Source organism: Agromyces tropicus, from assembly GCF_039531345.1.
Classification (GTDB): Bacteria; Actinomycetota; Actinomycetes; order Actinomycetales; family Microbacteriaceae; genus Agromyces; species Agromyces tropicus.
In genome coordinates this window covers 19,044-32,581 of sequence record NZ_BAAAPW010000005.1, presented here as the reverse complement: position 1 = coordinate 32,581, position 13,538 = coordinate 19,044, and the positions used below count along the sequence as shown (strand labels likewise).

11 protein-coding genes are annotated in these 13,538 nt (G+C 74.0%); 6 read left to right on the top strand and 5 right to left on the bottom strand.

Annotation, left to right across the window (positions count from 1 at the left end; all coding sequences use genetic code 11):
- Positions 1-5: 5 nt before the first annotated feature.
- The 3 genes from ABD230_RS14435 (at position 6) to ABD230_RS14425 (ending at position 4,506) form a co-directional block, all read left to right on the top strand.
- The gene (locus ABD230_RS14435; RefSeq protein ID WP_344375846.1) at positions 6-2,174 is read left to right on the top strand and encodes an alpha-galactosidase; all 2,169 of its coding nucleotides are present in this window, start codon (positions 6-8) and stop codon (positions 2,172-2,174) included.
- A gap of 38 nt (positions 2,175-2,212) precedes the next feature.
- The gene (locus ABD230_RS14430; RefSeq protein ID WP_344375844.1) at positions 2,213-4,081 is read left to right on the top strand and encodes a GNAT family N-acetyltransferase; all 1,869 of its coding nucleotides are present in this window, start codon (positions 2,213-2,215) and stop codon (positions 4,079-4,081) included.
- Between the two features lie 128 nt (positions 4,082-4,209).
- Positions 4,210-4,506 carry a DUF1540 domain-containing protein gene (locus ABD230_RS14425; protein WP_344376885.1) on the top strand — a complete coding sequence of 99 codons (297 nt, stop codon included), beginning with the start codon at positions 4,210-4,212 and terminating at the stop codon, positions 4,504-4,506.
- Positions 4,507-4,585: 79 nt separating this feature from the next.
- Here ABD230_RS14425 and ABD230_RS14420 read toward each other — a convergent pair whose 3' ends face one another.
- Positions 4,586-5,104: a GNAT family N-acetyltransferase gene (locus ABD230_RS14420; RefSeq protein WP_344375842.1), complete on the bottom strand. Its 519-nt coding sequence runs from the start codon at positions 5,102-5,104 to the stop codon at positions 4,586-4,588.
- Positions 5,105-5,186: 82 nt separating this feature from the next.
- Between ABD230_RS14420 and ABD230_RS14415 the strand changes: the two genes are divergently transcribed.
- Positions 5,187-5,654 carry a helix-turn-helix domain-containing protein gene (locus tag ABD230_RS14415; protein WP_344375839.1) on the top strand — a complete coding sequence of 156 codons (468 nt, stop codon included), beginning with the start codon at positions 5,187-5,189 and terminating at the stop codon, positions 5,652-5,654.
- Here ABD230_RS14415 and ABD230_RS14410 read toward each other — a convergent pair.
- A complete protein-coding gene (locus ABD230_RS14410; protein ID WP_344375836.1) occupies positions 5,651-6,262 on the bottom strand; it encodes a ClpP family protease in 612 nt (203 codons plus the stop codon). The two genes, ABD230_RS14415 and ABD230_RS14410, sit on opposite strands and share 4 nt — an antisense overlap.
- Positions 6,259-6,882, bottom strand: coding sequence for a ClpP family protease (locus ABD230_RS14405; RefSeq protein WP_344375834.1), 624 nt, complete (start codon positions 6,880-6,882; stop codon positions 6,259-6,261). Before ABD230_RS14405 ends, ABD230_RS14410 begins: the two co-directional genes overlap by 4 nt.
- 189 nt (positions 6,883-7,071) lie before the next feature.
- Here ABD230_RS14405 and ABD230_RS14400 point away from each other — a divergent pair, with 189 nt between their 5' ends.
- Positions 7,072-10,860, top strand: a complete 3,789-nt coding sequence (locus ABD230_RS14400; protein ID WP_344375832.1) for an AAA family ATPase — start codon at positions 7,072-7,074, stop codon at positions 10,858-10,860.
- 28 nt (positions 10,861-10,888) lie between these two features.
- On the opposite strand, the gene ABD230_RS14395 is transcribed toward ABD230_RS14400, so the two are convergent.
- Positions 10,889-12,109, bottom strand: coding sequence for a hypothetical protein (locus ABD230_RS14395; protein WP_344375830.1), 1,221 nt, complete (start codon positions 12,107-12,109; stop codon positions 10,889-10,891).
- 193 nt (positions 12,110-12,302) lie between these two features.
- Positions 12,303-12,824, bottom strand: a complete 522-nt coding sequence (locus tag ABD230_RS14390; RefSeq protein WP_344375828.1) for a MarR family winged helix-turn-helix transcriptional regulator — start codon at positions 12,822-12,824, stop codon at positions 12,303-12,305.
- Positions 12,825-12,924: 100 nt separating this feature from the next.
- Here ABD230_RS14390 and ABD230_RS14385 point away from each other — a divergent pair, with 100 nt between their 5' ends.
- Positions 12,925-13,500 carry an NADPH-dependent F420 reductase gene (locus ABD230_RS14385; protein ID WP_344375826.1) on the top strand — a complete coding sequence of 192 codons (576 nt, stop codon included), beginning with the start codon at positions 12,925-12,927 and terminating at the stop codon, positions 13,498-13,500.
- Positions 13,501-13,538: the final 38 nt, after the last annotated feature.

Below are 13,538 nucleotides of genomic sequence, written 5' to 3'. Positions count from 1 at the left end.
GCGCCGTGATCCATCACCTCCGTGCCGCGGGCGTCAGCATCGTCGTCGACGTCCGCGGCACGGGCGTGCCCGCCGTGCTGCACTGGGGGAGCGACCTCGGTGAGCTCGACGCCCGCGCCCTCGACGCCCTCGTGACCGCCGCCGTGCCGGCCGTGCCGCCCTCCTCGATCGACGTGCCCCTGCGGCTGAGCCTCCTCCCCGGGCTCGGCGAGGGCTGGTCCGGGCGCCCCGGCGTGCAGTTCGCCCGCGATCCCGGTGGCGCCGACGGAGCGCGCGCCGCCGCCGCGCTGCGCGCACCGCGGTTCCGCCTGGTGCCGGACTCGGTCGAGCGGGCCGCCGATCGGGCCGCGACGGCGGATGCCGCGGGCGACGCGCTCGCCTTCGAGGTCGTCGACGACGAGGCCCGGGTGGCCGTCGCGACGCGGCTCGAGCTCACGCGCGAGGGCGTGCTGCGCGTCCGGCATCGGGTCGCGAACCGCGGCGACGGCCCGCTCGCCGTCGCCCGGCTCGCGGCCGTGCTGCCGGTTCCGGCCCGCGCGAGCGAGCTGCTCGACTTCAGCGGACTCTGGGCGCGCGAGCGGCGCCCGATGCGGCGCACGCTCGACCACGGCGTCCACGCCCGCGAGTCGCGGCACGGTCGCGGCGGGCACGACGACGCGTTCCTGTTGGTGGCCGGCACGCCGGGCTTCGGGTTCGGCCACGGCGAGACGTGGGCGATGCACGTCGCGTGGTCGGGTGACACCGAGGCCTGGGCGGAGCGCAGCGCGCTCGGCCCGGCGACGCTGGGCGGCGGCGAGCTGCTCGCGCCGGGGGAGCTCGTGCTCGGTTCGGGCGAGGAGGCCGCCTCGCCGTGGGTCGTCGCCGTGCACTCCGCGTCCGGGCTCGACGGCGTCTCCGACCGGCTGCACCCGTGGATCCGCTCGTGGTCGACGATCGCCGGGCGGCCGCGACCGGTCACCCTGAACACCTGGGAGGCCGTCTACTTCGACCAGTCCCTCGAACGGCTGGAGCCCCTCATCGCCGCGGCCCGCCGGGTCGGGGTCGAGCGGTTCGTGCTCGACGACGGCTGGTTCCTCGGCCGCCGGGACGACCGGCGCGCGCTCGGCGACTGGACGGTCGACCCCACGGTCTGGCCCGATGGCCTGGGTCCGCTCATCGATCGCATCACGTCCGCCGGCATGGAGTTCGGGCTCTGGGTCGAGCCGGAGATGGTCAGCGCCGACTCGGAGCTCGCCCGCACGCATCCGGACTGGGTGCTCGGTCGGGGCGACGACCCGGAGTGGCGCCGGCAGCGCGTGCTCGACCTCACCGCCCCCGGCGCGGCGGACCACGTGTTCGCGGCACTCGACGCGCTGCTCGCTTCATACGACATCCGCTTCCTCAAGTGGGACCACAACCGCGACCTGCTCGGCGGCTCAGCGCATGCGCAGACCACTGCGCTCTACGGCCTGATCGACCGGCTCCGGGCTGCGCACCCCGGCGTCGAGATCGAGTCGTGCGCGTCCGGGGGCGGGCGCATCGACCTCGGCATCCTCGAGCGCACGGACCGGGTCTGGACGAGCGACACGAACGACCCGTTCGAGCGCCAGGGGATCCAGCGCTTCACGGGCCTCGTCGTCCCGCCCGAGTACCTCGGCTCGCACCTCGGCGCCGCCCGCGCGCACACGACCGGGCGCACCTCGGACCTCTCGTTCCGCCTGGCGACGGCGCTGTTCGGCAGCGCCGGCATCGAGTGGAACCTCGCGACCGCGAGCGAGGCGGACCTCGACGCGGTGGCCGCGTGGACCGCGGCGTACCGGCGACTCCGCGGCCTGCTCCACGGCGGCCGGGTCGTCCGGGTGGATGCCGCGGACGCCGCCCAGGTGGTGCAGGGCGTCGTCGCGCCCGACCGGCGCCACGCGGTCGTGTCGGTCGCGGTGCTGGGCTCGCCGGTCGCGGCGCTGCCGCCGGCCGTGCGGATGCCCGGGCTCGACCCGGACCTCGAGTACGCGGTGCGCCGCATCGACCTCGGCCCCGTCCGGACGGTGCAGGACGCGGCGCCGCCGTGGTTCGCCGCGGGCGAGGTGCGGCTGCCCGGGCGCCTGCTCGGCGAGGTCGGGCTGCCGATGCCGCTGCTCGCGCCCGAGCAGGCGCTCGTGCTCGAACTGGTCGCCGCGGGGCCCGAACCGGCGTAGCCCACCCGCGCCGGTCGCATCCGTGGCACGATCGGGCCATGCCCGACGACGCCGCCGCCCCGATGCCGACCCTGGCCGAGCGGCTCGGGCCGATCGACCCGCCGAGCGCGCCGATGCATCCGGACGTCGCCGTGTGGCGGCCGGTCGCGGCGGGCGACGTCGACGCGCTGCTCGGCTTCCACGCCGACGTGGCGCGTGCCGACCATCCGCACTGGACCGAGAGTCGCGACGAGCTGGAGGGCGTGTTCGAGCTGCCGCACGTCGATCCCGCCCGGGACACCCTGATCGGCCTCGACGGCGCCGGCACGATCCTCGCCCACGGGTCGGCGATCGCGCCGCCCGGCCACGAGACCCTCGTCCGCTCGATCGTGCTCGGCGCCGTGCACCCCGATGCCCGCGGCGTGGGGATCGGTCGCGCGCTGCTCGGCTGGCAGGTCGCCCGCGCGCGCGAGCAGCTCGCGGCGACCGGCGAACGGCTGCCCGGCTGGATCATCTCGTTCCTCGAGGACGGCGTGACGGATGCCGCGTCGCTGCTGGCGCACGCCGGGTTCCGGGTCGCCCGCCACTTCTCCGCGCTCGAGCGCGACCTGGCCGCGCCCGTCGCCGACGTGCCCGCGCCCGAGGGGGTCCGGCTCGAGACGTGGTCGGACGCGCGGTCGGAGTCGGCGCGCCTGGCGCGGAACGCGAGCTTCGCCGAGCACTGGGGCAGCCAGTCCGTCGACCGGGCGACCTGGGCATCGATGACGACCGGGCACGACTTCGCCGCCGACCTCGGCGTCGTCGCCGTCGCGGCGGACGGCTCGGGCGCCGAGCGCGTCGTCGGCCTCGTCGCCGCGCTCCGCAACGAGGGCGACTGGGCGGGGCAGGGGTTCACGTCGACCTACGTGCGCCTCGTCGGCGTCGTGCCCGAGGCGAGCAGGGCGCGGGCTCGCCCGCGCCCTGCTCGCGCGGCACCTCGCCGCCGCCGCGGCGGCCGGGCTCGGGCGCTCGGTGCTCGACGTCGACGCCGAGAACCCGTCGGGCGCGCTGCCGCTCTACAAGCACGCCGGGTACGTCGTCGCCCACGGGCACACCAGCCACGTGCTGGAGGTCTGATCGGGCGGCCGCGACTGTCGCGACGGCCCGCGCTGCGGGATGATCGGGTCATGGCCCTTCCCGTGCCCGGCGTGCCGGCCGAGTCCGACGAGCCGGGCGGCGACACCTACGCGGCGCTGCTCGTGCGTGCGTCGGCGGCATCGCGCGACGCCGTGCAGGCCGCGCTCGGCGACCTCGCGTACACGGGATGGCTCGCCCCGCCCGCCGACGGCTGGGTGGTCGCGATCGCGGTGCCCGGCGACGGCGCGATCGCCTCCGGCCGTCGCGGCGCGCTCGAGACGGCGGCCGCGCTCGCCGCGCGGCTGTCCGCGCCGACGTTCGCGCTCCGGGTGCGCCTGGATCGCCAGCTCGTGATCGGGGCATGGGAGGGCGACGACGAGCTCGGCCGCTACTCGAGCGACCCGTCGCGCGAGCCGGGCGCCGACGAGGAGGTGCTCGACGAGCCGTTCGGCACCGAGCACGCGGCGGCGTTCGCCCGGGCGGCGGGCCGCCCGGACTCGGCGGAGGAACTGGAGGAGGTGCTCGAGGAGGAGCTCGACTCCGACAGCGTCTTCGAGTCGGAGCGGTTGGCCCGAGTGCTCGACCTGCTCGGCATGCCGGGCTGGATCGTCGCCTCGGCCTCGCTGCCGAAGGACCTCCCGACCGGCCCGTCCGCGCGCGAGTTCGTCCGACTGGGGGCGGGCGCCACGGGCGCGTCGGGCCTCGTGCGCGGGTGGATGGCCGGACGCGTGCGTCGACGGACGCCGCCGCCCCCGGCGCTGGCCGACCCTCCGCGCGGCGACGACCCCGGCATCGACCCCTGGCTGCTCTGACCCCGCGCGGTCGAACCGGGGCTCCGAGGATCGACGGACACGCCCCACGGGGGTGGCCGTCGCGGGGGCTCGGGAGTAGCATCGCCCGCACCTGCCGGTCGGAGCCGCATCTGGAGGTCGCCGTGAGCATGACCCTCGACGAACTGCCCGCCGTCACCGAGTGCTCGGTGTCCGGGTGTTCCTACAACGACCACTCCCACTGCCATGCCGCCGCGGTCACCATCGCGGGCGCGGTCGGCGACGCCGAGTGCGCGACCTTCATCCCGCTCGGCACCAAGGGCGGGCTCGACAAGGTCGTCACGCACGTCGGCGCCTGCCAGCGGTCGGAGTGCATCCACAACGATGCGCTCGAGTGCCACGCCGAGGCCGTGCGCATCGGGCCGGGTGCCGACGACGCCGACTGCCTGACGTACGCCACCGCCTGACCCGCGGGGCGCCGCGGCCCGGACGGGCCGCCGATCGGCGCGCGGCGTCCCCGTCGCGGCTCGTCGCGGATCCCGCCGCTCAGCGGGTCATCCGCAGCTCGCGGACCTGCCAGCGGTCGTCCCACTTCTCCGCGCCGTCGAACGCGAAGCCGTTCCTGCGGTAGAACGCCTGGGCGCGCGGATTGTCGTCCAGCACCCACAGGTACGCGGGTCGGTCGCCGATCGCCGCGTCGACGAGCGCCTGGCCGACGCCGCGGCCGTGGAACTCGTCGAGCACGTAGAGGCCCTCCAGCTCGAGGTCGCGCGGGCCGTCCTCGTCGCGCCCTGCGCTGGTGACCGCCCAGCCGACGACGCGGTCGCCGTCGACGGCGACGGCGAGTCGCACCGCGTGGAAGCCGTCGGGCGGCGGCAGCACGCCCTCGGAGATCGCGGCGTACGTCACCCATCCCTGGATCCGCTCCCGCATCGACCACGCCTCCACGAGCTCGCGGTCGACCCGGCCCGGCTCGACGTACGTCGTCTGGTGGCTCCGCCAGTGGACGTCGGCGATGCCCGGCGCATCGGCGATGCGGGCGGGTCGGATGATCGGCTCGGGCATGACCCAGACGCTACCGCGACGCCGGTTCTGCTGTGAGCGGATCGGCCTGTCGGCGAAGGACGGCGCTGCGTAGCCTCGGCCCATGGGTGAGACGATCGACCTCCCGGGCGCGGACTCGGCGCGCCGGTCCAAGCCGCTGTGGCGGCACGTGCTCGGCGACGTGCTGCGCGACGAGCGGCGCGAACAGGAGCGGATCCTCACCGAGGTGGCCCGCACCGCCGGCGTCTCGCCGCAGTACCTGTCCGAGGTCGAGCGCGGCCGCAAGGAGGCGTCGTCCGAAGTGCTCGGCGCCGTCGCGGACGCCCTCGGGCTCGAGCTCGCCGACGTCGTCGGTCGGGTGGCCGGGCGACTGACGGCGTCCGGGATGCGCGACACGGCGGCGGCACGGCGACCGGCCGCGGTCCCGATGCGCGCGCAGGCGGCGTCCGCTGGCCGACGCGTGGCCGGTGCGCACGTCGTGCTCGACCTCACCCGGTCCGAGCGCGCGGCCGTGCCCGCCCCGGCGCCGGGCGCGTCGTCGCCGGAGCGGGCGTACCTGCTCGCCGCCTAGCGAAGGCCCGCGCCGACGGCGACCTGCGCCGTGAGCACGTGGTCGGCGAGCCCGTAGTCGACGGCGGCCCCGGCAGGCAGGATGAGGTCGCGATCGGTGTCCGCCCGCAGCTGTTCCGCGCTCCGGCCGGTGTCGGCCGCGAGCGCGGCCTCGAGGTCCGCGCGCACGCGCAGCACCTCGTCGGCGTGCAGGATCAGGTCGGGCACGGTGCCCCGGCCCTGCGTGGAGGGCTGGTGGAGGGTCACGGTGCTGTGCGGCAGCATCGATCGCTGCCCGCGCGCCCCGCCCGCGAGGAGCACCGCCGCCGGACCGCCGGCGCGCCCGACGCAGGTCGTCGCGACCTCCGGCCGGATGTGCTGCATCGTGTCGTAGACCGCCAGGGCCGCGCTCGGCGACCCGCCCGGCGAGTTCACGTAGAGGCTGATCGGGGTGTCGCTCGAATCGGACGCGAGATGCAGGAACTGCGCGATGAGCACGTTCGCGACGCCGTCGTCGATCTCGGTCCCGAGGTAGACGATGCGCTCGGAGAGCAGGCGGCTGTACACGTCGAGCGACCGCTCGACCCCGCCGCGCCGCTCGACCACGTACGGGATGGCGTAGGAGCTCATGCCGGCACCCCCAGCCCGGCGACGGCGCGCGGCTCGAGCGGGAACAACTCGTCGAACCGTTCGGTCACGTGGTCGATGAACCCGTAGTCGACGGCCGCCTCCGCCGTGTACCACCGGTCGCGCAGCGAGTCCTCCCGCACGCGCTCGACCGGCTGGCCCGTGTAGCGGGCGATGAGCCCGAGCACGGTGTCGCGCGTGTGGCGGAGGTCGTCGGCCTGGAGCTCGATGTCGACGGCGGTGCCGCCGATGCCCGCAGAGCCCTGGTGCAGCAGGATGCGCGAGTGGGGGAGCGCGGCCCGCTTGCCCGGCGTGCCGGCGGTGAGGAGGAACTGGCCGGCGCTCGCCGCCATGCCGACGGCGATCGTGGCGACGTCGTTCGGGATCGCGCGGATCACGTCGTGGATGGCGAGCATGGCGGGCACCGATCCGCCCGGCGAGTTGATCCAGAAGCGGATGTCGCGCCGCGCGTCGTCGGCGGCGAGCGCGACGAGCTGGGCGCAGATGCGGTTGCCGCCGGCCTGGTCGAGCTCGTCCCCGAGCACGATGATGCGTTCGTGGTAGAGCCGGCGCGTGAGCTCGGCGTCGATGGGCTGGACGGGTGGGGTCTCTCGATCGCTCATGGGTCAACCCTGCGCCGGTCGCCGGCCGGCCGGGGCGGATGCCGCTCACGGCAGCGCTGCCGTCGGCAGTGCCGCCGTCGGCAGCGCCGTCGCGGCGTGCGGTCGGACGGCCGGTTCTCCCGGCCTCCCGAGCCGGTTGCGGCTAGATTGACGTGAAGGGAAGGCATCCGCCGGCGCGAAGGAGGCATCGTGGCGGTCGACGACGACGCGGTCGAGGTGCTCCAGCCCTACGTGCCGCGCATGGTCCGGTACTGGGACGAGGAGGTGCCCGGTCGCCTGCACCGTGCGGTCGAGGGCACGATGGCGCTCGTCGACATCTCGGGCTTCACCCGCATGTCGGAGCGGCTGGCACGACACGGCGACGTCGGCGCCGAGGAGGTCACCGAGGTCATCGACGGCACGTTCGCCCGGCTGCTCCCGCCCGCCTACGCGCTCGGCGCCAACCTGCTCAAGTTCGGCGGGGACGCCCAGCTGCTGCTGTTCACGGGCGAGGACCACCACCTCCGCGGAGCGGCGGCGGCCCATGCGATGCGCGACGAGCTGCGCGGGCTCGACGGGTTCTCGACCTCTGCCGGGAGGGTGTCGCTGCGGATGTCGGTCGGCGTCCACAGCGGGACGTTCGACTTCTTCCTCATCGGCCGGTCGCATCGCGAGTTCATCGTGGCGGGGCCCGGCGCGACGCGCACGGTGGAGATGGAGGGCGCGGCGACCGCCTCGCAGATCCTCCTGAGCCCCGAGACCGCCGCGCTCCTCCCGCCCACGTCCGTCGGCCCGGTGCGCGGGCCCGGCCGGCTGCTCGGCCGCGCGCCGGACGTCGAGCCGTCCGGCTTCATCGCCGCGAAGAGCCCCGCCGTGGACCTCCGGCAGTTCGTTCCCCTCGGCCTCCGGGAGACGCTCCTGAGCGGCGCGGTCGACCCCGAGCACCGCCCCGCGGCGATCGCGTTCCTGCACTACACCGGCTTCGACCGGCTCGTGGCGCAGGATCCGGACCGGGCCGCGACGATCCTGGACGGGCTGGTCGCCATCGTGCAGGAGGAGGTCGATCCGCGCGGCGTGACGTTCCTCGCCACGGACATCGCGCCGAACGGGGGCAAGATCATCCTCACCGCGGGCGTGCCCGATACGGCGGGCAACAACGAGGAGCAGATGCTGCTCGCGGTGCGCGAGATCAGCGATCGCGCGACCCGCGAACTGCCGGTACGGATCGGCGTGAACTGGGGGCACGTCTTCGCGGGCGCGGTCGGGCCCGAGTACCGCCGCACGTACACGATCATGGGCGACGCCGTGAACCTGGCCGCACGCATCATGGCCGCGGCGCCGAGGGGCGAGGTGTTCGCCACTGCCGACGTCGTCGACGCGTCGCGCACGACGTTCGAGCTCGCCGAGTGCGAGCCGTTCCCCGTCAAGGGCAAGCGGGCACCCGTCCATGCGTTCTCGGTCGGCCCGCCGGAGGGGAGCCGTTCGACCGAGGGCGCCGCCGCGACCCCCCTGATCGGCCGCGACGAGGAGCTCGCGACGCTCGTCCGCGCGTGGGAGGACGCCCGGACCGGCCGCGGGGGCGTGGTGGATGTCACGGCCGACGTCGGGATGGGCAAGTCCCGACTGCTGCGGGAGCTGCTCGCGACGGCGCAGCCGGAGCACGTCGTCACTGCCGAGTGCCGGCTCTACCAGGCCGCGACGCCGTACTTCCCCTTCCGCGCCCTGCTGCGGCAGGCGCTGGGCCTCGACGACCTCGATCCGGCGGCGACCGGCGCCGCGCTCGCCGACCTGGTCCGGACCCGCGCCCCCGAACTGAAGCCGTGGCTCGCCCTGATCGGCACCCCGCTCGGACTCGTCCTGCCCGAGTCGCCCGAGGTCGCCCAGCTCGAGGACCAGTTCCGGGCGGCGCGCACGCGATCGTCGGTGGCCGCGCTGCTCCGGGCGACGATCGACCGGCCGACCCTCTTCCTCGTCGAAGAGGGCCAGTGGATGGACGACGCGTCCCGAGACCTGCTCGCGACGATCATCTCGGGGATCGAGTCGGTGCCATGGCTGGTCGTGGTCGGCCGTCAGCCGGGGGATGGCGGGTTCGTCGTCGAGGACGGTCCGACCGTGACGCACGTGGAGCTCCCGCCGCTCGGCCCGGTGCAGGCCAGGGAGCTCATCCAGCGGGCGAACACCGGCACGCCGCTGCTGTCGAGCCAGGTCGACGCGCTCGCCGCGCGGGCGGAGGGAAGCCCGCTCTTCCTGCTGGAGCTGCTGAACGTCCTGCGTGCCGGTGCCGCGGTCGACTACCTCCCGCAGTCGGTCGAGGGCCTCATCGCGGCGCGGATCGACCAGCTCCCGCCCGTCGACCGGAACCTCCTCCGCCGGCTCGCCGTGCTGGGCACCGGGTTCCGGCAGGAGCACATCCCTGCCGTCCTGGGAGCGGACGTCGTGGAGTCCAGCCGGCAGGTGAAGACGCTGCGCCGGCTCGGCGGCTTCCTGTCGGTCGATTCGACGGGCTGGGTCCGGTTCCAGCACAGTCTGATCCGCGACGTCGCGTACGGCGGCCTGCCGTTCAAGACCCGTCGTGAACTGCACTCGCGCGTCGGCGACGCCATCTCCGCGGCTTCAGCGGGCGGACAGGTGGAGCTCCTGTCGATCCACTACTCGGAGGCGCATCGGTGGCCGGAGGCGTGGTCGTCCTCCAGGGTGGCGGGCGAACGCGCGAAGGAGATCTACGCGAACCTCGAGGCGGCGACCTTCTACCGCCGCGCCCTTACCGCGTCGCGGTACGTGCCGGACCTGCCCACCACGGAGGTCGCCGACGTCTCGGAGGCGCTCGGCGACGTGCTGGAGCTGGCCGGCATGTTCGACGAATCCGTGGGTGCATTCCGCCAGGCGAGCCGCCTCGTCCGCGATGACCCCATCCGTTCCGCAGACGTCCTGCTCAAGCGTGCCCGCGCGCGAGCACGGACCGGTGCCTACGTCGCCGCGTATCGGGAGCTCACGATCGGTCGGCACCTTGTCGCGGAGATCGAGAGCACCGAGGCGCTCGGCGCGACGGCCCGCCTCAACGCGCTGAACGCCCAGATCCGGCAGCTGCAGGAGCATCCGCGCGCGGCGGTTCGACTCGCGGAGCAGGCGATGATCGAGGCGGAGGCCTCGGGCGAACGGGAGGCGCTCGCCCGGTCGTACCAGGTGCTCGATGCCGCCTACGTGATGCTCGGCCAGTCCGCGATGGCGGTGCACGGCGAACGCGCGCTCGCCATCTACGAGGAACTCGGGGACCTGCCGGGAACGGCTGTCGTGACGAACAACCTGGGAGGACAGGCCTACTGGCAGGGGCGCTGGGAGGACGCCGTGCGCTTCTACACGGTCGCTCAGGACGCCTCGCTCCGGTCCGGCAACGAGGCGGCCGCTGCGACGTGCGGCGCCAACATCGGCGAGCTGCTCGTCAGCCAGCGCCGGTTCGACGAGGCCGAGCCGGTGCTGGTCACGGCGGTTCGCGTGCTTCGCGCGCACGGGCGAGTGGACGCCGCGATATTCGCGGACATCCAGCTCGCGCGCCTGCGCCTGCTCCGGTGCGACGAGGGAGCGCTCGAGAGCCTGGTCCAGCTGCGCACCGAGGCGATCCGGACCGGCCAAGTGCAGTCGGCGATCGAGGCGGCGATCCTCATCGCCTACGGGCTCGTGCAGGAGGGCAGGCCGGAGGAGGCGCTCGACACCCTGGACCGAACGGAGGCGGGTGCGGCGGACGAGGCCGACGTGTACGGAGGTCCGCTCGCGCGGACCAGGGCGCAGGCCCTGTTGGCGCTCGGGCGCAACGCGGAGGCCCGCGAGGTCGTCGCGGCCGGGTTGACCATGTCCCGCGAGCAGGGCCTGATCTACGAGGTGGCGCTGCTCCAGCTGATCGAGGCTCGCCTCACCGAGAGTCCGGATGGGCGCCGAGCAGTGCGGGCCGAGGCGGAGGAACTGCTCGGACGACTCGGCGTCGTGCTCCGCGACCTCGACTGACGGACGCGGAGTACGACGGCGTCGAACCCTACTGCATCTTGGGATCGCCGATGCCGACGACATCCCACGCGGTGCGCGTCTGCGTCGCCGAGTAGATGGTGGTGCCCTCGGAGACGATGCACCACGTGTGCCCGCTCGGAATCACCGAGGTGTCGATCGAGCCGGGCGAGTCCGGCGTCGCGAACGGGTCGCCCGTGCACCACGGCATGTACTCGAAGCCCAGCGGGCCGTCGTCGTCCTGGTCGTACTCGAGGTGGCTGGTGAACGGGTTGGCCGAGTTCTGCGGCGCGAAGCTCACGGTGCCCATGTAGGCCGCCGGCTGCGGGGGATCGACGTCGACCGGCACGAAGCTGAGCGTCTCTGCCACGACGTCGGCCGAGAGCGTGTACGGCTTCAGCACGCAGTCCGATCCGTCGGTGTTCGCGAGCCGCGTGAAGGTGCCGTAGACGGTGCCCTGGTCGACCGTCGCGGTGCTGTTCTCCTCGGTGCAGCCGAGCTCGCCGTCGAAGCCCGAGCCGAGCGTGAAGATGGTGTCGAACGCCGGGTCGTTGCCGTAGTCCCAGCTGCCCTCGAGGGACATCTCGCCGAGCAGCGGGGTGAAGCTGATGGAGTCGAACGCCGCCGAGGGCTCGACGGTCAGGTAGCAGTTGTCGTTCGGTCCGGCGTCAGGGCCCGCGTCGGAGGCGTTGCGGCAGTTCGCGATCGGCTGCGCGGCGGTCACGGTCGCCGTGTACGGCGCGGTCGAACTTCCGTCGACGCCCTGGCCCGCCACGATGCCGCCGCCGGCGCGCACCTGGAACGTGTCGACCGACGTCGTGCCGTTCTTCACGACGATCTCGACCTGGACCGCACCCTTGAACTCGAGATCCAGCGAGGCGCGCACTGCGTCCGGCACCCCGACGAGGCTGACGGTGAGTGCCTCGGTGGCGTCCACCCGGGCGCAGGGGACTCCGGTGGAGCCGCCCGACTTGATGCCGATCGAGCCGTCCTTCAGGCCCGGTCCCTTGTCGCTGCCGCTGATCGCGGCCAACGGGCCGTTGACCGTGATGAGGCAGTTCTTCGAGGCGGTGATCGCCTGCGTGACCGGGGAGCCCGAGTTGCTGTACACGAATCGGGAGCCGTCGCTGCCGAGGTGCAATCGGAGCGTCTCGTCGCCGTCGCCGGCGGCGCTCAACGCGGTCGCCCCCAACCCGAGCATGAGTGCCGCCGAAACGGCGGCGAGCGTACCGAGCGATCGAAACACGTTCATCCTGGCCTCCTGGAGCAGGGGTGTTCCGGGCGGCAGAAACGTGCCGCTCGGGTCACGGCTGTGCTCATGCTAGCGATGCGCCGCTGCGGCCACGACCCACGTACAGGGGTGACCCGGCGGCGCCGCCGTTCGCCGCGGGAGGCGCGGAGCCGTGGCCGCCGGGTCGCGGTTCGGGCGGCGCATCGGCCCCCGGTCAGCCGGCGCGCGCGAGCGCGGGGCCCTCGCTGAACTGGCACGCGGTCGCGGTGAGGCGCTGATCGGGGTCGAGCCGTGACAGCACGGCGCCGGCGATCTCGTAGAGCTGGCGGAGCTGCTCGGGCGAGAGCGCGTCGAGGACGTACTGCCGCACGGTCTCGACGTGACCGGGCGCCGCCTCGTCGATGAGCTCGAGTCCCGCGTCGGTGACCGTCGCGTTGGTCGCACGCCGGTCCTCGGGGCACGGGAACCGGCGGATGAGCCCGCGCTCCTCGAGTCGACGGGCCACGTGCGAGAGGCGGGGGAGCGTCGCGTTCGTGCGCGCCGCGAGCGCCGTCATCCGCATCGTGCGCTCCGGCGCGGAGGCGAGCGACATGAGCGCGGCGTACTCGAAGTGGGTCAGTTGCACGTCGTGGAGGAGCTGCTGGTCGAGCACGCCGGGCAGCAGCTCGGTCAGGGCGACGAGCCGAACCCAGGCCGCCGATTCCTCCGTGTCGAGCCAGCGCGTGTCTTCCGTCATGACGTCATTCTCCCACACTTGGTTGACACGACAACTGAATTCCTCTATCGTGTTGGTTGTCGCAACAAGTAATCGCGTCGCCAGGCGCGGAGAGGACATCATGACGACCGTCAGCATCATCGGGAACGGCAACATGGGCACCGCCATCGGCGGGGTCGTGGCGGCCGGGGGCAGCACCGTCGAGTTCGTGAGCCGCGACACGTCGCAGCCGATCACGGGCGACCTCGTCGTCCTCGCCGTGCCGTACCCCGCCGTGGCCGAGATCGTCGAGGCGCGCCGCGAGCAGCTCGCCGGCAGGATCGTCGTCGACATCACCAACCCCCTGAACTTCGAGACCTTCGACTCGCTCGTCGTGCCCGCCGACGGCTCGGCGGCGGCGGTCATCGCCGCAGCACTCCCCGAGTCCCGCGTGCTCAAGGCGTTCAACACGAACTTCGCCGCGACCCTCGCGGCGAAGACCGTCGGCGGCGAGCAGCCGACCACGGTCCTCGTCGCGGGCGACGACGAGCTCGCCAAGCAGGCGCTCATCGACGTCGTCCGCGCCGGCGGCGTCGCTGCGGTCGACGCCGGTGCCCTGTCCCGAGCGCGCGAGCTCGAGTCGGTCGGGTTCCTCCAGCTCACGCTGGCGGTCCAGGAGAAGGTCGGCTGGAACGCGGGCGTCGCGCTCGTCGCCTGACGTCGTCCCGAGCCCGCAGGGGCCCCGGACCCGTACGG